At 62.7% G+C, this 20,185-nt stretch carries 16 protein-coding genes; 10 read left to right on the top strand and 6 right to left on the bottom strand.

The features are described 5' to 3' along the window. Nucleotides 1-169 precede the first annotated feature (169 nt). The 5 genes from GN300_RS10360 to GN300_RS10340 all read left to right on the top strand — a co-directional run bounded on the left by GN300_RS10360 (nucleotide 170) and on the right by GN300_RS10340 (nucleotide 6,022). Nucleotides 170-1,459, top strand: a complete 1,290-nt coding sequence (locus GN300_RS10360) for an ABC transporter substrate-binding protein (protein ID WP_007735225.1) — start codon at nucleotides 170-172, stop codon at nucleotides 1,457-1,459. A 20-nt stretch (nucleotides 1,460-1,479) separates the two neighbouring features. Beyond that, nucleotides 1,480-2,655, top strand: coding sequence for a carbohydrate ABC transporter permease (locus tag GN300_RS10355; RefSeq protein WP_007735224.1), 1,176 nt, complete (start codon nucleotides 1,480-1,482; stop codon nucleotides 2,653-2,655). Then, nucleotides 2,652-3,488: a carbohydrate ABC transporter permease gene (locus tag GN300_RS10350; RefSeq protein ID WP_063315381.1), complete on the top strand. Its 837-nt coding sequence runs from the start codon at nucleotides 2,652-2,654 to the stop codon at nucleotides 3,486-3,488. Before GN300_RS10355 ends, GN300_RS10350 begins: the two co-directional genes overlap by 4 nt. 22 nt (nucleotides 3,489-3,510) lie before the next feature. Then, nucleotides 3,511-3,720, top strand: a complete 210-nt coding sequence (locus tag GN300_RS10345; RefSeq protein ID WP_019746112.1) for a hypothetical protein — start codon at nucleotides 3,511-3,513, stop codon at nucleotides 3,718-3,720. Nucleotides 3,721-3,832: 112 nt separating this feature from the next. Continuing rightward, nucleotides 3,833-6,022, top strand: coding sequence for a transglycosylase domain-containing protein (locus GN300_RS10340; protein WP_063315382.1), 2,190 nt, complete (start codon nucleotides 3,833-3,835; stop codon nucleotides 6,020-6,022). 24 nt (nucleotides 6,023-6,046) lie between these two features. Here GN300_RS10340 and GN300_RS10335 read toward each other — a convergent pair whose 3' ends face one another. Together GN300_RS10335 and GN300_RS10330 are read right to left on the bottom strand one after the other, a co-directional pair. Continuing rightward, nucleotides 6,047-7,345 carry a hypothetical protein gene (locus tag GN300_RS10335; protein ID WP_063315383.1) on the bottom strand — a complete coding sequence of 433 codons (1,299 nt, stop codon included), beginning with the start codon at nucleotides 7,343-7,345 and terminating at the stop codon, nucleotides 6,047-6,049. 277 nt (nucleotides 7,346-7,622) lie between these two features. Further along, nucleotides 7,623-8,390, bottom strand: coding sequence for a hypothetical protein (locus tag GN300_RS10330; RefSeq protein WP_063315384.1), 768 nt, complete (start codon nucleotides 8,388-8,390; stop codon nucleotides 7,623-7,625). A 964-nt stretch (nucleotides 8,391-9,354) separates the two neighbouring features. On the opposite strand from GN300_RS10330, the gene GN300_RS10325 reads away from it, so the two are divergent. Together GN300_RS10325 and GN300_RS10320 are read left to right on the top strand one after the other, a co-directional pair. After that, nucleotides 9,355-10,539, top strand: a complete 1,185-nt coding sequence (locus GN300_RS10325) for a sigma-70 family RNA polymerase sigma factor (protein WP_156511701.1) — start codon at nucleotides 9,355-9,357, stop codon at nucleotides 10,537-10,539. 1,146 nt (nucleotides 10,540-11,685) lie between these two features. Beyond that, complete coding sequence (locus tag GN300_RS10320) at nucleotides 11,686-13,077, top strand: amidase (protein ID WP_063315387.1); 1,392 nt, start codon at nucleotides 11,686-11,688, stop codon at nucleotides 13,075-13,077. On the opposite strand, the gene GN300_RS10315 is transcribed toward GN300_RS10320, so the two are convergent. Then, nucleotides 13,069-13,800, bottom strand: coding sequence for a hypothetical protein (locus GN300_RS10315; protein ID WP_063315388.1), 732 nt, complete (start codon nucleotides 13,798-13,800; stop codon nucleotides 13,069-13,071). The genes GN300_RS10320 and GN300_RS10315 overlap by 9 nt on opposite strands. Nucleotides 13,801-13,915: 115 nt before the next feature. Between GN300_RS10315 and GN300_RS10310 the strand changes: the two genes are divergently transcribed. Then, nucleotides 13,916-14,461 (top strand): hypothetical protein, encoded by a 546-nt coding sequence (locus GN300_RS10310; RefSeq protein WP_233405617.1) that lies wholly within the window; start codon nucleotides 13,916-13,918, stop codon nucleotides 14,459-14,461. Here the strand turns inward: GN300_RS10310 and GN300_RS10305 are convergent. The 3 genes from GN300_RS10305 to GN300_RS10295 are packed head-to-tail and all read right to left on the bottom strand — an operon-like array spanning nucleotide 14,429 to nucleotide 16,975. After that, nucleotides 14,429-15,088, bottom strand: coding sequence for an enoyl-CoA hydratase-related protein (locus GN300_RS10305; RefSeq protein WP_007735215.1), 660 nt, complete (start codon nucleotides 15,086-15,088; stop codon nucleotides 14,429-14,431). The two genes, GN300_RS10310 and GN300_RS10305, sit on opposite strands and share 33 nt — an antisense overlap. Next, complete coding sequence (locus GN300_RS10300; RefSeq protein WP_003946066.1) at nucleotides 15,085-15,744, bottom strand: TetR/AcrR family transcriptional regulator; 660 nt, start codon at nucleotides 15,742-15,744, stop codon at nucleotides 15,085-15,087. The genes GN300_RS10305 and GN300_RS10300 overlap by 4 nt, the downstream gene beginning before the upstream one ends. A gap of 43 nt (nucleotides 15,745-15,787) precedes the next feature. Continuing rightward, entirely contained in the window at nucleotides 15,788-16,975 is a 1,188-nt protein-coding gene (locus tag GN300_RS10295) for a CaiB/BaiF CoA-transferase family protein (protein WP_003946016.1), read from the bottom strand. Nucleotides 16,976-17,257: 282 nt separating this feature from the next. Here GN300_RS10295 and GN300_RS10290 point away from each other — a divergent pair, with 282 nt between their 5' ends. Next, the gene (locus GN300_RS10290) at nucleotides 17,258-18,373 is read left to right on the top strand and encodes an XdhC family protein (RefSeq protein ID WP_063315983.1); all 1,116 of its coding nucleotides are present in this window, start codon (nucleotides 17,258-17,260) and stop codon (nucleotides 18,371-18,373) included. 102 nt (nucleotides 18,374-18,475) lie between these two features. Beyond that, nucleotides 18,476-20,119, top strand: coding sequence for a PucR family transcriptional regulator (locus tag GN300_RS10285; RefSeq protein WP_007735212.1), 1,644 nt, complete (start codon nucleotides 18,476-18,478; stop codon nucleotides 20,117-20,119). Nucleotides 20,120-20,185 lie beyond the last annotated feature (66 nt).

The following is a 20,185-nucleotide window of genomic DNA, read 5'->3' as shown; positions in this document are numbered from 1 at the left end:
TCGACCTGTCAAACGACACATGACCGATTCAGGTTCGGCGTAATACCCACAAGTACGGGTGTCTCGTGCCACAGTAGGGGCCGATGCCGGGAGCCGGCACTCATGGCGCATGCCGTGAGCAGGCTCTCGGTGACCGTCTATTTGTCATACACATACGGGGAGCGAATCCATGGTTCTGAACTCGAAGGCGATGCGCCGCGCTGCAATTGCAGCCACGGCAGCGTCCATGCTGGTACTGGCAGGCTGTTCGTCCGATTCGGACAAGGACAGCGGAACCAGCACCACGGCCGCATCCGGGGGATCGTCCTCGAGCGAAGGCCGCGGACCCATCACGATCGTCGAGGGGCAGGATGCCCTGAACGAGGCGCTCGAAAACATCATCTCCGACTGGAATGCCGAGCATCCGGACGAGAAGGTCACGCTCAAGCCGCTGGCGAAGGAAGCCAACGCGCAGGTCGACGACATCACCCAGCGCATGCAGGCCAAGAGCGACGAGTACGACCTCATCGGCGTCGACGTCGTCAACACCGCCCAGTTCGCCGCAAACGGTTGGCTGCTGCCGCTCGAGGGTGACCTCGCGATCGACGAGTCCGGCCTCCTGCCGTCGACCGTCGCTTCGGGCACCTACAACGGCAAGCTCTACGCAGCGCCGAAGAACACCAACGCAGCGTTCCTGTACTACCGCAAGGACCTCGTCGAGAAGGCCCCCACCACGTGGGCCGAGCTCAAGGAAAACTGCCCGAAGGCTGTCGAAGCCGGCATCTCCTGCTACATCGGTCAGTTCAAGAACTACGAGGGCCTGACGGTCAACACCACCGAGATCACCAACGCCTTCGACGGACCGTGGGTCGGCCCGGACGGACTCACCCCGGCCATCGACGACAAGACGAAGGCAGGCGTTCAGTCGATCGTCGACAACTTCGCCGACAACACGATCCCGCAGGAAGCGCTGACCTACTCCGAGGGCGAGTCGCAGACCGCGTTCGGCGACGGCAAGGCACTCTTCATGCGTACGTGGTCCGGCTTCTCGGTCGACGGTGAGAAGACCTCGGTTGCCGGCAAGTACGGCTACACCGTTCTTCCGGGTGTCGACGGACCGGGCGCTTCGACCGTCGGCGGCTACAACGTCGGCATCAGCGCGTACTCGGACGCACCCGCCACGGCTCGTGACTTCCTCGAGTTCATGCAGACCAAGAAGTCGCAGACGTACTTCACCGAGGTCGGCGGCGCACCCGTCCTCTCGGCTGTCTACGACGATCCGGCAGTGCTCGCTCAGTTCCCGTACTTCGCGACCCTGAAGGAAGCACTCGCCACCGCTCAGCCGCGCCCCGTCACGCCGTACTACACGCAGGTGTCGAAGTCGATCTCCGACAACACCTACGCTGCTATTCGCGGCGAGAAGACCGTCGAGCAAGCCTTGGCGGACACCAAGGCCGGCATCGAAACCGCCGGTAACTGATCTACCAGGAGCAATAAGCAATGGCAGAACCGCAGGATCCTTCCGCGGCTGTGCCTACCAACCCCACGGTCGGGGCCGGTTCAACCGGTCCCGACCGTTCGGGCGTTGGTGGGAGACACCGTGCACCGGAACCGCTAGAAGAGCCGTCGGCATCCGAGGCAGCAGGGACATCCCTGACCAAGGTTCTGCCTGACCTTGCAGCTACTCCACCCCCACCGACCTCGCCCCCGCCTGCGTCGGCCGACAAGCCGAAGAAGCGTCGACGAGTTCCGGTGTGGGCGTTCGTCGCACCGTCGCTGATCGTTCTCGCCGTCATCATTCTGTATCCGCTCGGACGAGCGATCTGGATGTCGATGCACAGCGACGGCAAGAAGCTCGATCCCGAGACCGGCATGTTCGTCACCGGTCAGTTCACGTGGTTCGACAACTACAAGAACTGGATCACCCAGTCCTGCAACACCGCCAACGGCTCGATTCCCTGCCCGCCCGGCACACTCGGATCGCAGTTCTGGCAGTCGATCGGAAATACGTTCGGCTTCACCGTCGTCACCGTCCTGCTCGAGACGGTGATCGGTCTGTCGATGGCGTTGATCATGGCCAAGACGTTCCGCGGACGCGGTTTGCTCCGCGCTTCCGTGCTGATTCCCTGGGCCATCCCCACCGCCGTCACCGCGAAGCTCTGGTTCTTCATCTTCGCCAACGACGGCATTGCCAACAAGATCCTCGGCACCAACATCCTGTGGACGGCGGACCCCTGGCCGGCGCGATTCGCGATCGTCGTCGCCGACGTCTGGAAGACCGCGCCGTTCATGGCGTTGCTGATCCTCGCGGGTCTTCAGATGATTCCCGCCGACGTCTACGAGGCCGCCAAGGTCGACGGTGCGACGGCGTGGCAGCGGTTCCGCATGATCACGCTTCCGCTGGTCAAGCCCGCACTCATGGTGGCGGTGCTCTTCCGCACGATGGACGCGCTGCGCATGTACGACCTGCCCGCGATCATGATGGGATCCAATCCCGCCACCTCCACCATCTCGGTTCTGGTGGTCGATCAGATGCGCGTCGGCGCTAATTCGGCGTCGGCACTGTCCACCATCACGTTCCTCATCATCTTCGCTGTGGCCTTCATCCTGGTCCGATTCCTCGGAGCCAATGCGGTCAGCACGCAGGAAAAGCAGCGGAAGGGGGAGCCGGTATGAACAAGGCACTACGCGGCAAGGTCGGCACCTACATCGGCGTCGTACTGATCATCGTGTGGGGACTCGCTCCCTGCTACTGGATGATCGTGACGGCGCTGCGCGACCCGGCGGACACGTTCTCGACGTCGCTGTGGCCCACCAATCTCACGCTGTCCAACTTCACGGCGGCGCTCGATCCCGACGCGAAGGTGAACTTCACTCGTGCACTGATGAACAGCCTCATCATCGCGGGCGCGACCACGCTGATCGCCTTGGTCATCGGCGTGTTCACGGCGTACGCGCTCTCGCGTTTCGATTTCCGTGGCAAATACTTCGTCACCGGAATCATCCTCGGCGCGTCCATGTTTCCGGTTGTCGCCCTCGTGACTCCGTTGTTCCAGTTGTTCACCGACATCGGCTGGATCGGCAGCTACAAAGCGCTGATCATCCCGAACATCTCGTTCGTGCTGCCGCTGACGGTCTACACGCTGACGTCGTTCTTCTCCGAGCTTCCGTGGGAACTCGAGGAGGCGGCGCGTATCGACGGCGCCACCCGTGGCCAGGCTTTCCGCCTGATCATGCTGCCGCTCGCCGCGCCGGCACTGTTCACCACCGCGATCCTCGCCTTCATCGCAACGGTCAACGAGTACCTGCTCTCGCTCCAACTCTCGAGTGACAAAACCGCACCCGTCACCGTGGCGATGGCCAAATTCTCCGGAACGGACCCATTCGTCACGCCGTACACCTCGATCATGGCCGGCGGAACCCTCGTGATGGTCCCGCTGGTCATCATGGTTCTCATCTTCCAGCGACGCATCATCGCCGGTCTGACCGCAGGCGGCGTCAAGTCGTGATGCGCGCTTGCGCACGGTTTCGATGAGGCGGGCTTCGCGCGCCCAGCGTATGGAGCTGATTGCCGGCTTCATCTCGGTCTTCGCCCTCATGGCGTTGATCGGCGCTGTGGTCGCGATCGTCAAGGGCGACCCCGGCGTGATGCCGTCTTTGGTGCTGCTCGGTTGCGTCGTCGCTCTCGGGCTGGCGTTCCGCGGATATCGGAACGCGGTCCGAGCAGAACGTCGCGAGTAGCCAGCCCGGTAGGGTGACATTTCGGTATCGCAGTTGCCGGGAGTTATCTGATCGAGATATCACCCTGGTGGAATGGTGCCGGTAAGTCCGGATCCACGACCGGGAGTGTTGAGTGAGTCCATCGAACAGATCGAGTGCGACGGGTGGCGATCAGTCGTCGGCTCGATCGGGCAAGTCGGCTAATTCGCCCCGGTCGAACAAGTCGGCCAAGCCCGCGAAAAAGCAGCGCTCGAAGTGGCGGTACGTCCGGCGGACCATCTACGTTCTCGTGCTCCTGATGGTCATCGTGCCCGCGTCGGTTTTTGCTGTCGCGTACAGCCGGACCGACGTCCCGCGCCCCTCTGACATGCAGACCAATCAGGTGTCCACCATCTACATGGCCGACGGCACGACCGTGCTCGGCAAGGTAGTGCCGGCGGAGGGAAACCGCACCGAGGTCGCGTTGTCGGCCATCCCGATTCACGTCCGCGATTCGGTGCTCTCGGCGGAGGATCGTAACTTCTACACCAACCCCGGATTCTCGATCTCCGGATTTGCTCGCGCTGCCCGCGACAACGTGATGGGCAAGGAAAGCGCCGGCGGTGGTTCGACGATCACTCAGCAATACGTGAAGAACGTCTTGGTCGGTGACAAGCGCAGTATCGACAGGAAGCTGCGTGAGCTCGTCATCTCCGCCAAGATGGCGCGCGAATGGTCCAAGGACGACATTCTTGCCGCGTATCTCAACACCATCTACTTCGGTCGCGGTGCGTACGGCATCGCCGCCGCGTCGAACGCGTACTTCGACAAGCCGGTCAGTGAGCTGAGTGTCGAGGAAGGCGCAGTTCTCGCGTCCGTCATCCAGAGCCCGTCGTTCCTGGACCCCGAGACCAATCTGTCCGCGCTGCAAGCGCGCTGGGACTACGTTCTCAACGGCATGGTGGAACTGGGCAGCCTGACCAAGACGGATCGCGACGCGATGCAGTTCCCGGTCGTCGCCCCCGCCAATCGGCCGACCGATCTGAACCAGGCGCCAGGACCCGAAGGCCACATCAAGACCCAGGTACTCAAGGAACTGGCCGAGGCCGGTATCAGCGATCAGACGCTGAACACCGCTGGTCTGCAGATCACGACGACCATCGACCCGGTTGCGCAGGAAGCTGCGCTGAACGCCGTCAGGCGGAATCTCGAGGGCGAGCCGGAAGACCTGCGGACCGCAGTAGTGTCCATCGACCCCAAGACCGGTGGCGTCGACGCCTATTACGGCGGTGACGACGGAGCCGGCTTCGACTACGCCCAGGCGCCGCTGCAGACCGGTTCAGCGTTCAAGGTCTTCGGTCTGGTCGCAGCATTGATGGAAGACATTCCGCTGTCCGCACGGTTCGACAGTTCACCGCTCACGATCAACGGCGTGACCATCGGAAACGTCGGCGGCGAATCCTGTGGTCGATGCACCATCGCCGAGGCACTCAAGCGTTCGCTGAACACCAGCTTCTACCGGTTGATGCTCTCGATGGAGAACGGTCCCCAGAAGATCGCCGACGCCGCCCACCTGGCCGGCATCCCCGAGCACATTCCCGGACTCGACTACCCGACGCTCACACAGGAGGGTGGTCCGCCGGAGAACGGAATCGTGCTCGGCCAGTATCAGTCTCGCGTTATCGACATGGCGTCCGCTTACGCGACGCTCGCCAATTCCGGTGTGTACCAGCAGCCGCACTTCATCCGGAAGGTCGTGACGGCCGAAGGTGAAGTCCTGCTCGATCGCCCGGTCTCTCCCGGTGAGCGTCGTCTCGATGCTGCCGTTGCCGACAACGTCACGCAGGCGATGCTGCCGATCGCGTCGTACTCGAACGGTCACGCGCTTGCCGGTGGACGCCCGTCTGCAGCCAAGACCGGTACCGCGCAGTTGGGTGACACGGGCCAGAACAAGGATGCGTGGATGGTCGGTTACACGCCGTCGCTGTCCACCGCGGTGTGGATCGGAACTTCCGACGCTCAGGCCATCACCAACTCCTACGGTGGTTTGATCTACGGCTCCGGAGTGCCTGCGGACATCTGGAAGAGCACGATGGACGGCGCGCTGAAGGGATCCGACTGGGAGAGCTTTCCGTGGCCGGACCCCATCGGCGGGCAGGCCGGCGTTCCCGCGAACTCCGGCGTGACCTCGGGGGACGGGACGGGCACGCCCACGACGGGCGCGGTCGCTCCCCCGGCGCCCATCGAGGTGCCCGGCCTACCGCCGATCGAAGTACCGCCGCTCCCCCAGTTGCCGCGTCAGATCGAGATCCTGCCGGGCATCGTCATCCCACTACCGGGCTGACAAGCAGCGCCCGATTTCCGGTTCTCAGGCCTGATCGTCGAAGAGACCGAGTTGGGTGGGCGCTGCATCCTTGGCGGGCAGTACGACGACGCGCAGTCCGCGCCTGAGGTTGCGGATCGCGTGCGTCCACGCGCGCTTCTCGCCCGCACACAGGTCGGTGTCGTCGTCCTTGCGGCGGATGGACTCGGTCAACGCCTCGTGCCAGGCAGTCTCCTGCTCCTGGCTGATCCGCAGGTAGTCGAGAATGGTGTCGCGGTCGTGCTCACAGATCACGGCAACCTCTTCGGCGCTGAGCTCGCCCGTTCCGTCTGCGTCGAGTTCGAGGAGCGCCATGAGAGCCGGCGGAAATTCGTGGCACTCGTGTGACTCGTATTCGGCACCGGGATCTTCGTGCTCGGAGGCCATGCCGTCGTTGAAGGCGGTGTCTCCGGTTGCGCGGATGGGTTGCCCGCCCAGTTCTTCGGCGAGTTGGTCGGATGCTTCGGCCAGTTCGGCGAACGAGCGCAGAGCCCGCAGCAGGTGCTCGGCGACGAAGGGTGCGCCGTCCACGCGGACCACGCCCAGCACACTCTGCTCGACGAGAATGAGCTTGATGGTCGGCCATTGCCGATTGAGCTGAGCAAGAATTACAGCAGCGTTCTCGGGGTTCTCCACCGAATGCACGACCCGCGAGAACACCTCTACGTACTCGTCGTCCTCGAGGACACGAACATAGGTGACCTGCTCACCGCGGACCAGCGGGATATCGCCGTCGTCGTCACGCTTGGGCGGATGACCGAGAAGGCGCTCGACGGCCCCGTCGACCAGGATCCGCAGCATGTCGCCCGAACCCGAGGGAGCGTGAGACGGCGTCGTGGCGAACGCCGGCGTCGACTCGCGCCCACTGGTGCTGGCACGCAGGAACGACGGGTGCGCAATGCTCCACATTTCACGGAAGACGCGCAACACCTTTGTCACCAGCTCCTCGGGACGAGCGCGGTCGACGTCGATGTAGAAGGACATGGACCCATTGCCCTCGGGTTCGTGCTCGCACAGATCGGGAGCGTTGAACCCCATGTCGAGCAGCGCTGAATGGTCTTCCGGTTCGAGCATCCGCAGTGGATGCAGAAACCTGTTGGAAGGAACTTCACAGCGCACGGAGGTCTGGTTCCATGCGAAGAACTGGATGCACGCGGGCGCGTCGGCCAGTTCGTCCATGCTGTCGTAATGCGACTCCACCACGAGGGTGTCGTCGTCCTCCATCACGGAGATGTAGCGAGCGAGATGAGTCTCGAAAGTAGTCCAGGCACTCAGGATTTCCAGATCGAAAGTATTGTCCGACATCGTCGCTCCTCTGGTCCGGGGGCGCATGGGGCCCTACCGACGACTCGCCGAAACCCCTGCTTTTCAAACCCCGCCTACGACGTTAGTCGTGGGGTCCGACAGTGACCGTGTTGGTCAACGGATGGGAGACCTGGACGTACCAATGGACGAATCAACTCCAGGACGCATTCCGACAGTGAGGATTTCAGCGTCCGGCGATTTCTGCCGCTGAAACACCGGACGGGGCCGTCCACAGATCCCCTGAAGTTAGGCTTCTGGCGTTCAGTTGGAATGCACTTCACCGTCGGACGGGACCTGCGCTCATGGTCGCCGGAATGCTCACTGAGTACCCATCGAGTCGGATAGGAGCGAGCCCAAGCGACTCCCGGACCTTATGTAAAAGCAACTCACGTCGGCCGAGCGCAATTTCTTGGAAGGTCTTCACCGCGGCGCAAGCGAGGTCAGCGTCCCGCATTGTCTTGGCCGGGTCTTCGTCCCCGCCAGCCTTGACAGCGAACTGATGTAGTAGACGTACCTGTACCTCGATGTGCAGGTATTCCGAGCGCAACATCTCGACCGCGTAACTGGGCTGTTCTTCACCAACGAAAAGAAAGAGATCGGCGGCGCGGCCAAACTCCGCGTACGCGGATTTGAACGACTCCAAAATCCCGCGAGTGGTCACCGAGAGCTTTCGATGAGGGTCAACGTGCCCCCCAGATCCTTCCAGTGAATACTGCAGCAAGTCGCCAGCTGCCTGGCTTGTGGCCGTGTCTAGCCTGTCTGCCGCTTCGATGATTGTCGCCGCACGCTCGATGGTTTGCTCACGAATCCAGGCTCGACGTTCGCGCTCCTCAGCAGTCGCAATCGTCTTGTTGGTGCTCGCTGCTGCCGCGGCGATCGTTTTTTCTGTGCTCGCTGCAGCCGCTGCGATTGCCTTGTCGGCGTTCGCACTAATCCTCCGAAGATTGCGACTGTTGACCCACAATGCAACTCCACCGGCTATAACTGCTGCAATGATCGGTGCCGGGATCTGGGCCAATTGGAGCCCAAGGTTAAGTTCATCCACACTAGAAGTATGGGCCCATCGTCAGGCGAGTTACAGGTAGGACGACCCCGATTTTCCCTTAGGGCCTCCGTAATCTCGAATCGAATGGTGATGGAAATCCATCGATTTCGAGGCGCTACCGCACCTTCCGGATCATCCGGTGTTCGGGGCTCCTCCCCTTCTGAATCGTCTCCCACACTTGCGTCGAGGGATTGAACGTCGAGATCCTCAGAAAAGCGCAGGGGTCGAATTGTTATTAGGTCGTGGAGTTCATGCTCAACGACATGGAATGGTCTGCGTGTACAGGGCGACAGCCTTCAGCGTCAGGGGGATCTGGGCCGATGTTCGAACGATCATCCCGCTGCCCCCCGTGCTGCATCGCTGTGGAGTGAGGGTTGCGTCCACCCGAGTTTGTTCAAGGTCAGCAATGCTGTCTGCCATGTTGTTCGTTTGATCCCAGACAACCCGGTGGGCCGTCTGCTCTTCTGCGGATAGGTGCTTGATGATGTCGTCCGCCAGTTTCGGTTGAGGTCCATTTGGGAGGTCGAGGCGCGGAAGTCCTCTCCCGGCGGTACGAGATGAACGAGGCGTTTCACAACGCGTGTAGATCCGTCTTGAGAGGCTCTCCGTTCTTTGGAATGCCGTGCACTGCGAGGGTCATGAACTTCTGAAGGAATCTGGCGGCGGTCTCCAGATCCGTTGCGATGTAGGAAAGGTCAGCCAGCCAACGGGAAAAGGGTTCATGATCGGAACCAGCAGGGTAGGAATGCCATCTGTGTCCAGTGATTCCGTATCTGTCACGCCATGCGCGGATGATGCACTGCCTCCCGATGCCTTCTTTCCGGAGCTAGACCCTTCACTCATAGTGTCGAGCGTCACATCGTGGCAGTGGAACGAAAATCCGCCCTGCTGCCGTGTCATATATATGACCGCCATCGCAGTAGCAACTGATGTAGCCGCACCCGACGACTCTGACGGAGAAGACATGGACCACACCGAGGACATGGGCGTCGTACTCGACCCGCAGGATAAGCGAGCCGATCCCGACTCTTACCCCTCCCTCAGAAACATCTCTGCAGGGTTCCTATTCAAAGCTGTCCTTCGCGCGCAGGATCCGACGCCACCGGAGTACATCACGGTCTCGATCCCACTTCGAAGTGACGAGCCGCGACTGGAAGTCGCTATATCAGAATGGAACATGCTATGGGAGGCAGCCCAGTTCCGTCGCCGGATCGTCGGCGCTGACCTTCCCCCCGAGTTGGAGAAAGTAGCTAACCGTGGCGACCTAAACGTCGTGTTCGTTCCACGCACGAAGTCCCGCTATCACGAGCATTCGTCGCTGTTCCACCTGCTTCCCCGGGCCGTCGCGGAACGACACGGCCTTCCTGTGCTGCCCCCCGGGCAGTGGCCCTTCCTCGCCGACGTGATCAACCCGGACTACAACCTTCCGCACGATTTCGAGACCAGACTTTCGCGGGCTTGGGCCGGCACTGTGTGGCGGCATCTGATGCCTGTGTCCCCGATACGGGGCTTTACCAAATCAGATCCAATCCGGCTGCTGGCGCACAACCTGGACTTCTGGATCCCGCCGGTTAACCAGGTTATCCAAGACGAGTTGCTCGATTTTCCGGTCGTCGACAACGGCGCCCCCACAGGTCCGGCAATACTTGAGGACGGATCGCTACTTGAGGGTGTGACCGTGGAAAATCCTCGGATGGGTGGCACTTTGTGGGCCGGCGAGGAGGAAGCCGCCGAGATCACCCGAAGGACTGTCGAGGCGGCCGACACCGACGGTCGTCTGCGGGGCATTCTCGATGCCGTCCGCTCCAACCGAGTCGAAGACGACTTTTCCCCTCATTGGACTCGCGCGCGGGAGGACTTTGAGCGGAAGCTCTATAGCAAGCGTTCGAAGGTCAAGGTCAGCTTTGTCGAGCTGCCCGACACGATCCCAGTGCAGGGGCCTGAGACTGAGATCGTCGATCGGACGGTGTACGGCGACTTTCTGACGCTCCTCAACGCGCGTGACCGCGAAATCGTGATCCTGCTCTACAGCGGAGTCACCAAGCTGACCGAGATCGGAGAAATTATGGGATATCGCAATCACAGCGCCGTCTCGAAGCGGCTGAACAGGATCCGTGAGCAAGCCGCCCAAATCTTTGAGGTGGAGTAAACCTCCGGACGCTGACGAACCCAGCGTTAAAGATCAAAACCCCGGTGACATGCACTATGTGCAGAGGCCGATCCGGGGTCTTCGTACAAGATGGTACAGCACATCCACCAGCCACCCAAAGAACCAGGAGTGAGATGCACAACCGTTCCACCACCCTAATCCAGAGCCTGGATACGCTTCTTACCCCCGAACGTCTCGCACCGTACAAGGCCGCAGTCGGCGGGGACATCGACCGGGCTTTGGATCTTTACGAGTGGAACGGCCGCATCAGTGCCGCGGTGTTCGAAGACCTCAGCTATCTCGAGGTCGTCCTGCGCAACGCGTGCCACAACCAACTCCACGAATGGAGTCACCGACAGAGCGGTAATTCACCTTGGTATAGCCACTCTGTGTTCAGCCAGGCGTCCCAGGACGACATTGGCAAGGCGCGGCAGCGAGCCACCCGCAGTGGACGACCGGAGCGGCCCGGCAGGGTCGTTGCCGAACTGATGTTCGGCTTCTGGAGGTTCCTCCATGCCAGAAGCTATGAGGCCACGCTGTGGACCCCGTGCCTACGCCTGGCATACCCACACCTGCAACCTCGACGACGCCAGACCGTCTACACGCGACTCGATCACCTCAACACCCTCCGTAATCGCATACCCACCACGAACCCATTCACCGATCACAGATCGCCGATACCGGGAAGGACATTGCCGGCCTATACGGCGAACTGCTCGAGGTACTCGAATGGATTGATCCGCTTATTGCAGACTGGGTTCGCGCGCGTAGCGGCGTACCCGCACTACTCGGTGCACGCCCCCGCTGACATTCAGCAAGAGGGGAATGGGAAATCGTCTGAGGTCAGGCACTTGATCAACTCATCCGTATCGGTACCGGTACGGAGACCTTGCCGCCGTGCCAGTAGGCAGTGGGATGCATCGATGTGTCGTGGAGATTCGAGTGATGGTGAGTCAAATCGAGAAGCTTGCAGCATTCATCAGGCAGGGTTTGTAGATACCAGCACCTGACCGATCCCTCGGGAGCTGCCAACGTTGTGGCAAAACCTCACATCGCCGGAGCCGTCGGTATGTGCATTGTGGTCGTTTCTCGGTTCACTCGCTGTCCTTAGGCTCGGCAGAGGGTACTGGCAAGGAGAGGCGTGCGATGAGTCGTGAGAGCTGGGTGGGCCGTGATGCCCGATCCATCGCCGAAGCCGTGCGGTCGGGTCAGGCGTCGGCGCGGACCGTCGTCGAAGACCACCTTGCACGGGTCGACGAATGCAATGACGAACTCAACGCACTGGTCACCGTGTGCGCCGAGGAGGCTCGCACGGCCGCGGATGCCCTGGACGAACGACGCCTTCTCGGTGAGACACTCGGCCCCCTTGCCGGGGTTCCGTTCACGGTCAAGGACCTGATCGCCACTGCCGGCGTGCGCACCACTGCCGGTTCTCGCACTCTGGCGGACAACATCCCGACCGCCGACGCCCCGGCCGTCGCGGCATTCAAGGCTGCCGGTGCAATTCTGATCGGCAAGACCAACACCCCGGAATTCGGCGCGTGCGGCCTGACTCGAAACGAACTGTTCGGAACCACGGCCAGTCCGGTGCGACCGGACGGCGTCGTCCGGTCCCCCGGCGGGTCGAGTGGCGGCGAGTCCGCGTCGGTTGCTGCCGGAATGAGCGTGCTCGGACTCGGTACGGATTTTGGTGGCTCGGTGCGTTGGCCCGCCCACTGCACCGGCCTCACTTCGGTTCGCCCGACGCTCGGACGTGTCGATCCGGAAGGTCAGTATCCAGGCGTGCTTTCGGATGGACGGGTACTCGCCAACCCTGCGACGATGCACGGCACGATCCAGACCATCGGCCCACTGGCCCGCAACCTCGGTGATGCGGCGCTTGCGTTGCGCGTCCTGTCGATGCCGCATTTCTCGTGGAGCGAGCCTGATTCGGTCGACGTCGACGACCTCGACATCCGCTGGGCACCCGGCGAGGGAACCATGCCTGTCGACGAAGAAATCCTGACGGCGGTTCGCTCGGTGGCGAACAGTCTGGATGCGAGCGAGTACGACGGTCTGGCCCTGTCGCGGGCCAACGCGCTTTTCGGCGCGTTGCGATCGGTCGAGACCCACGCGGACATCCACTCTCTCGCCGCAGGTTCAGCGCACTCTTTCGACGCGGACATCACCGCCATGCTTGCGGCAGGCCATGATCGCAGTTCCGCCGAGGTGGAAGCGCTGTGGGCGGATCGTGCGATGTTGATCGCCGACTTCCTCGACGAGATGGGCGACGTCCTGATTCTGCCGGTTGCGTCGGTGCTCGCTCCGCCGCTCGGTGTGGAGAGCTTCGAGGTGGACGGTCGCAAACTCACGTGGATGGATGCGCTCGCGAGTTGCCGGGCGATCAGTGTGCTCGGTCTTCCGTCGGTTGTGGTTCCGGTAGGACTCTCCCGCAACGGTTTACCGATCGGGGTGCAGGTGGTGGCGAGACCGTTCCGCGAGCACGTTGCGCTGTCCGTGGCGGCGCGAATCACGTCGAATTCGCAAGCTCTAGTCTGACTTCCTTTTTTCGGTTTCGGCTGCGAAACGTGTTGCGTACGAGTCGGCAAGGTCGTGAAGAGTGGTGACGCAATCGCCGTAGTACGTCGGTGCATGCATGGTCGCCAGAATCCGCGGCTCGAGGTCGGCCAGGGCACGGATCGTGGGTTCGAGATCCGGGGTGAGGCAGGTGGCGTGGCCCAAGTCTTCGGCTTCCAAAGCGGGACCGACGATTTCGTGCTCGGTGGTCGCGGGGTGGTGCCCGAACGCGGTGAAGAGATCTCCGCAGAACAGCGTCGACGTCGTCTCCTCGAACATCAGGCCCGCGTCCCAACCGTGTGGGACGTGTGGGGTGTCGATGTGCCGGACTCGGCGGCTGCCGGTTTCGAGTACGTCGCCGTCCTGCAAGGGAAGTGGCGCCCGATCGGCCAGATCGTTGACCTGGACGAAGCACCCCATCGCACCGTGTGCAACTTGCGCTTCGGGGGCCGCCGCAAGCCAGGAGTTCATGGACCCGCATTCGTCGGCCTCGACGTGACCGAACGTGATCCATTTCAGACGGTCGATGTCGATCAGCGTGGAGAGTGCGTCGGAAGCCGAGGTGAACAACGCTCGCTGCCCGGTGTGGAAGAGCAAGGGTTCCTCGCCGTCGACGAGAAACTGGTTCATCGTGAGGTTCGCTTCGTCCACGAAGGTCGACAGTCGGTAGATGTCCGGCGCGATTTCGGTGATCGTGGTGGTCATCGCTGTGCTCCGATCAGGGCTGTTGTACACGTCAATCTGTCTTCTTCAGCCTTCTCGCCGCCCCGCGCCTGCACAAGGTTCTGGACGTGCTTACGGCTCTGCAATAGTGGAGGACGTGTTCGTACTGCTGCTGACAGGCCCGCCGGGCGCGGGGAAGAGTTCCGTGCTGACCGCGCTTCACGATCGACTCGGTGAGGCCGGGGTGAGCAACGCGATGATCGAGGTGGACGAACTCGAGCGGTGCTACCCGCCGCTGGGAACCGAGCGGGCAATCGCACACGTCGGGATGTTGTGCGCGTCGTACCGGGAAGCGGGGTACGAACTCCTGTTCCTCACGGCTACCGTCGAAGACGACGACTACGGGCGCGCCCTGCTGGCCGCGACCGGCGCCGAGGGGCACCTGCTGGCGCGCCTCGAGGCCGATCCGGATACATTGCGTACCAGAATCATCGAGCGTGAACCGACCGGCTGGGCCGGGTTGGACGAGTTGGTGGAGGCGTCACAACTGCTGGCCGGTTCGATGCCGACGCTCAGTGGAGTCGACGTGGTTCTGAGCACCGAAGGCCGCGATCCCGAAAGTGTTGCCGACGATCTGGAAGCGGCTCTGCGAGAACACAGTCCGTCGCTTCTAGCCGTCGGTGTTCAGAGCGGTGACCACTGAAGCGAACATCGTCGACTTGATTGCCCCCAGTGTGCCCGCATTCTTCGGGCCGATCGGTGCAACCATTTCGATGGCCTTGGCGGTCAAAGCGTCGACGGATGCGGTGAAGTCCACCAAACCGGCTGCGAATGCGTCACTTCCGCCGTATCGCCGCCCCGTGGTCATGGCGACGATTGCCGACGCCGGGCTGAGCTTGGCCTGGATGAGAGCTGCCATTCCTTCGGTGAAGGGGATGTTGATGTCCACCTCCGGGAAGCAGTAGTAGCCGCGATCATCGCGCATGACGCGGTAATCGTGCGCGATGCCGAGCATGGCGCCGGCTCCGAAGGCGTGGCCGTTGATCGCCGCGACGGTGGGCATCGGGAACGTCAGCATCCGGGCGAACAGCGACTGCACCTGCTGCACATACCACTTCGCCTTGTCGCCGTTCGCGCCCAGCCAGTCGAGGTCGAGTCCGTTGGAGTAGAACTTGCCCGTCGCCGTGGTGACCAGGGCATGTGCGCTTTCGCTCAAAGCCTGGTCGAGTAGCTTGTCGACGGAATCGAGCCACTCCGGCGAGAATCGATTCTCGTCCTCGCCGAGATCGAGAACGGCGATCTTGTCTTCGAAGCGCAGAGTTGCGGTCATGATTGGCCTTTCCTGTTGCGTGGCTTGGGCAGTGGTGGGTCGAGATGCAGAACCGCTCGAACGGCGGCATCCAACCGCGCGCGTGCTGCGGCGTCGGGGACTCGCCAACCGTCGGCGCGTTTGGCGGGATGGATGAGCAGTCCGGTAGGCAGGCCGACAACACAGGCCTCGATTGCCTCGACGGCTCTGCCGTCCTTGCGGCCCCAGAGCGCGGTCGACAACCGGATGAACAACTCGACCAGAGACCGGTCGAGTTGTGTGAGTTGCTCGGCGATGTCGGCAGGGACGTCGGTGCCGAGCAGTTCGTCGCGCTGGATCGTCAACAGCAGCAACGCGGATTGTGGGTAGTCGAGCGCGAAGACAGCCGGAACTTCGGCGGCCGCGACGACGGCGGAAACCGCCGAAGTCGGCGACGGGTCCGCGAGAGCGTCGTCCACTCTCGATTGTTGAAGCGCGAGAAATCGTCGCGCAGCACGCAGCCAGGCGCTACCGACCAGTCCACTGCGAGAGCCGAATGCGTGATAGATCGCCCCGTTGGATACACCGGTGGCGTCGGAGACTGCCCGGACCGTGACAGCGCTCGGTCCGGCAGTGGCGGCAAGTTTTTCGGCAGCGTCGAGCAGGGTGTCGAGGTCGTGGACGCGTGGCCGAGGCATGAACGCACAGTAACAGAGCGTCTGCTCTGTTACTAGGCTGCGGTCAGATCACCGAATTTGCGCGAAGATCCTCGATCTCCTCCGGGCGCAGGCCGAAGTCGGTGAGTACGTCGTCGGCGTCACCGCCGAGAGTCATGGGTGGCGCATTCCTGACGGGAAGGGTCTTGCCGTCCACCCAGAACGGTCCGCGGACAACGGGAATCGACGTTCCGTCGGCGCTCTGGGTCTGCTCGACCATCTGCAATGCCTCGACCTGCGGGTCGGAGAACACCTGATCGATCGAATGGATCGGGCCGCAGGGGATTCCGGCACCGCGGATCTCGGAGATCCATTGCGCCGCGCCCTTCGTGGTCAGTAGGTCCTCGAGTTCTTTGGTCAGTTGGTCTCGGTGCGCCAAACGTTCTTTACCCGTGGCATATTCGGTACGGAAGGCGAGCTCGGGGTCACCGAGTACCGAGCACAGTGCGATCCAGTGCTTGTCCGAGCCGGTGGCAATGTTGATCGGGAAGTCGGCAGTGTCGAAAGCGCCGTACGGCGTGATCGTCGGGTGCGTATTGCCGTTCGGCGTCGAAACCCGCCCGGTGCTCAGGTAGTCCTGCGCCTGGAAGGTCATGATCGAGATCGCGGATTCCAGCAACGAGGTCTGCACGCGGTGCCCACGACCGTCGCGTCCGCGCGAAGCCAGTGCCGCCGTGATTCCCAGTGCCGCGTAGATGCCCGAGACCGTGTCGATGATGGGGATACCGACCCGCATCGGGGTCTGTTCCCCGGCACCGGTGACCGACATCAGCCCGGACATGCCCTGGGCCACCTGATCGAGTCCGGGCGCGAACTGGTCCGGGCCCACCGGGCCGAAACCACTGATGCTCATCACGACGAGCCCTGGATTCTCCTGCTCGAGCGAGTCGGGATCGAGCCCCATGTCGGCCAGTACTCCCGGACGGAAGTTCTCGACCAGCACATCTGCGTCGAGGGCCAGGCTGCGAAGCAGTTTCCGCCCGCGGTCACTGCGCATGTCGATGGCGATCGACCGTTTGCCGCGGTTCACGGAAGCGAAGTAGAGGCTTCGATCGCCGTCGAACGGCGGCCACTGACGCGAACTGTCGCCGGAGCCACGGGTTTCGACCTTGACCACGTCGGCGCCGAAGTCCGAGAGCAGCGACGTGCACAGAGGCCCCGCGAGAGCGCGGGTGAGGTCGAGAACTTTGATACCGCTGAGCAATTGGTCCATGGGAGAAACCTCGGTTCTGTGGTGTGCAACGTCGCCCACTCGATCCGTCGCACCATCTGCGTGAATTGCCGCTGCAGTGATCGTCGGAGAGGGGAAGAATGAAGGTCAGGCCTGCTTTCGGCTGGGCTCGGTGACAACACTGGTCGAGAGCGCAAGGTGATGCGACGGCGACATTGCACAACTGCAGGGCCCGGATTTAGGCGCATTGTGTGACAGGCAGGATTGCGGTGGGCCGATACCGTGAACTCTCTACGGACGGCGATGCAAGCGGGAGGCGAGGCGATGCGCGACATTTCCACTCAGCTGGCGCAGTGGCACGCCCGCGGCGAGGATTTTGCACTGGCGACGGTTGTCCGTACCTGGCGATCCTCACCGCGCATGCCCGGTGCTTCGATGGCCGTCTCACGCTCCGGCGAGGTGGTCGGCAGCGTCTCGGGCGGGTGTATCGAGAGTGCACTGTACGAGATCGCCCAGGAGGTTCTCGCCGACGGCACCAGTCGCGTCGAGGTCTTCAGCGTCTCCGACGACGACGCCATCGGAGTAGGGCTGACCTGCGGCGGAACCATCGAAGTGTTCGTCCAGGCCGTCGGAGCCGATTTCGTCGAGTTCGGTCAGGTTTGTGAACGGATCGAGGCCGATACGCCCGTCGTCGTGGTCACCGAAGTGCGTCCGGGAGCACCGGCACGGCACCTCGTCGTCGAGCATGGCCGACGCAGCGGGGATCTGGATGCCACGGAGGACGAGGTGTCCATCCTGCTGCGCACGATGGACACCGGTGAGTCCGTCGCTTTTGTCGCGCCGGGGGGAACTCTCATCGATTCGCAGCACGACCTGCTGGTCGAGATCTTCGCGCCACTACCGCGGATGTACGTGTTCGGGGCCATCGACTTCGCGGCCTCGATGTGTACGTTGGGCGCCTTTGCGGGTTATCGCGTGACCGTCGTGGACGCACGGCCGGTCTTCGCGACACGGGCGCGCTTCCCCGACGCCCACGATCTGGTCGTCATGTGGCCACACAAGTTCCTCGAAACCGCACCGATCGACAACAAAACCGTCCTGGCCGTGCTCACGCACGACGAGAAGTTCGACATCCCCCTGCTCGAGATCGCGCTGCGTTCGCCGGCTGCGTACGTCGGCGCGATGGGAAGTCGTGCGACGCATGAGCGTCGGGTGGCGCTGTTGAAGGAGCGAGGCGTCACCGACGCCGAGTTGGGGCGTCTGCACTCACCGATCGGGTTGGATCTCGGCGCGAGGACACCGGAGGAGACTGCAGTGTCGATCCTCGCCGAGATGACCAAGACCCTGCGCAATGCCTCCGGTTTGGAACTGCGGGATCTGCAGGGGCCGATCCACCCGCCACCTCAGGAGAATCCGACCGCCCTGCATCGAACGGCCTGAGTCGACTGCGCTGAATTCGGACATCTTGTGTTCGGTGGGGATAGGATCGTTTCTTTCGTGAACCATCTTCCGTGATCCGAATGAAATCGAGGTGCCTGCCAAGTGGCAAACCCGGCCGTACCGGCATCCGAGGTGAATGCTGTTCTCTCCGAACTTCTTCGAACCCAGCTCCTTCCTGGTGTTCGAAAGGTCGCCGGCGGCTGCGAAGACCCGACGGTAGCCCGGGTGGGATTCATGGCGGTTCCGGACATCGGACCGTGGCTGCGGCACGGACAGTTGCTGATCACCACGCCGGAAACCCTCGCCAGGGTCACCGAAACCTTCAAAGCATTTGTCGGACGGTTGTCGACGCGAGGTGTTGCGGCACTTGCCGTCCAATTCGGCGCAGACGGGGACACTCTCGCGCCGGAGCTGGTCGACGCGGCCGAAAGCGCCGGCTTCCCGCTCCTGGTTTTTCACGGTGCGTGTGATCACCCTGCGGCGAGAGACCGTGAGCAGACGGAGTCGGCCCAGATCGACGCCATGTTCGGGGCCGAGCGCTTGCGACGGCTGCTGGTCGACGTCGTGATGGGCGGCGGCGGCCTCCCGCAATTGACCGAAGTCATCGCTCGGGAGATGAAGGGCGCTGCCCTGATCACCACCTCGGACGGACGCGAGATCTGCCGCGCCGGGGACGCCGCGGAGCGCAAGCATCTGTCTGCCTGTCCCGCCGTCGATTCCACCGGTCGTCTGCGGACCGACACCGTCGAGGGCGGATTGGGTCTGCACGAGTTCGACGGTCAATTCATCGCGGTGTCCGCGATTTCCGCCAATCACATCGACCACGGGCGTCTCGCGTTGTTCACCGGTGAGCGCGTGATGACGAGTTACGACCAGTACCTGGTCGAGCGGGCCGCGTCGGTGTGTGCGTTGGTCATCACCCGCGAACAAGCCGTGGCGTCGGTGGAGGAACGCCATCGCGCCAACTTCGTTCACGACCTGCTCCTCGGTCGGGCCGGGGACCACGATCACGTTGTCTCCCATGCCAAGACATTCGGTTGGGACTTCGACCGCCCGCTGGTGATCGTCTCGATCGAGCCTGACCCGATCGACGAACCGGCCTCTGCGGCGCCCGCTCGGCTGCCTGTTGTCGATCGCCAGGCGATGGCGTTCTCCGGGGCGATCGCCCACCGCGATCCCGGTGCGGCGGTGACCGCGCTGACGGGCGAGACGGTGATCGTGATGGGCGTCGGCACCGACACGATGGCATTGGTGCGGGACCTCGTCACGGTCGTTCGCGGTGAAGGTGGCGGCGGGAGAAGGCCGTTCAGTGTCGGGGTGTCCCGGCCGACAGCGGCGATCGACGCCGTTCCGGCGCTCTACAGTCAGGCGCGCACCGCACTGACCGTCGGGCGACGGATCTCCGGTCCGTGGACGGTGACTCAGTTCGACGATCTGGGCGTGTACAGACTGCTCAGTCTGGTCGAGGACGAAAACGAGCTGGAGACGTTCGCGCGGGAGACACTGCGGGAACTGACGGAGGAAACTGCCGAAGCGCAGGACATGCGCAAGACATTGGAAGTCTTGCTCGCGACCAACATCAACATCGCCGAGACAGCGCGCAAGCTCCACTTCCATTACAACACACTGCGTTACAGGGTCGTTAAGCTGGAGAAAATGCTGGGACCCTTCACGGCGCAACCCGAGCTACGGCTGGATCTGTCTCTAGCACTGAAGATAACCGCGATGCGCGGCATCAATCACTAATATTGCCAATCCGAGTCCGTGGGTTCTGGCAGATTGTCATCACGTCGATACCCCTGCGCTGTAATA

It is taken from the genome of Rhodococcus sp. Ni2, assembly GCF_021352185.1.
In the GTDB taxonomy this organism is placed as follows: domain Bacteria; phylum Actinomycetota; class Actinomycetes; order Mycobacteriales; family Mycobacteriaceae; genus Rhodococcus_F; species Rhodococcus_F qingshengii.
This window is presented reverse-complemented; position numbering and strand designations above follow the sequence as displayed.

What these genes read in the sequence shown, in the direction of transcription:
- GN300_RS10305 (WP_007735215.1), bottom strand. Translation starts at nt 15,088, where the DNA reads ATGACCGCAACTCTGCGCTTCGAAGACAAGATCGCCGTTCTCGATCTC.
- GN300_RS10335 (WP_063315383.1), bottom strand. Translation starts at nt 7,345, where the DNA reads ATGTCGGACAATACTTTCGATCTGGAAATCCTGAGTGCCTGGACTACT.
- GN300_RS10290 (WP_063315983.1), top strand. Translation starts at nt 17,258, where the DNA reads ATGCGCGACATTTCCACTCAGCTGGCGCAGTGGCACGCCCGCGGCGAG.
- GN300_RS10355 (WP_007735224.1), top strand. Translation starts at nt 1,480, where the DNA reads ATGGCAGAACCGCAGGATCCTTCCGCGGCTGTGCCTACCAACCCCACG.
- GN300_RS10325 (WP_156511701.1), top strand. Translation starts at nt 9,355, where the DNA reads ATGGACCACACCGAGGACATGGGCGTCGTACTCGACCCGCAGGATAAG.
- GN300_RS10345 (WP_019746112.1), top strand. Translation starts at nt 3,511, where the DNA reads ATGAGGCGGGCTTCGCGCGCCCAGCGTATGGAGCTGATTGCCGGCTTC.
- GN300_RS10315 (WP_063315388.1), bottom strand. Translation starts at nt 13,800, where the DNA reads ATGACCACCACGATCACCGAAATCGCGCCGGACATCTACCGACTGTCG.
- GN300_RS10360 (WP_007735225.1), top strand. Translation starts at nt 170, where the DNA reads ATGGTTCTGAACTCGAAGGCGATGCGCCGCGCTGCAATTGCAGCCACG.
- GN300_RS10295 (WP_003946016.1), bottom strand. Translation starts at nt 16,975, where the DNA reads ATGGACCAATTGCTCAGCGGTATCAAAGTTCTCGACCTCACCCGCGCT.
- GN300_RS10300 (WP_003946066.1), bottom strand. Translation starts at nt 15,744, where the DNA reads ATGCCTCGGCCACGCGTCCACGACCTCGACACCCTGCTCGACGCTGCC.
- GN300_RS10350 (WP_063315381.1), top strand. Translation starts at nt 2,652, where the DNA reads ATGAACAAGGCACTACGCGGCAAGGTCGGCACCTACATCGGCGTCGTA.
- GN300_RS10320 (WP_063315387.1), top strand. Translation starts at nt 11,686, where the DNA reads ATGAGTCGTGAGAGCTGGGTGGGCCGTGATGCCCGATCCATCGCCGAA.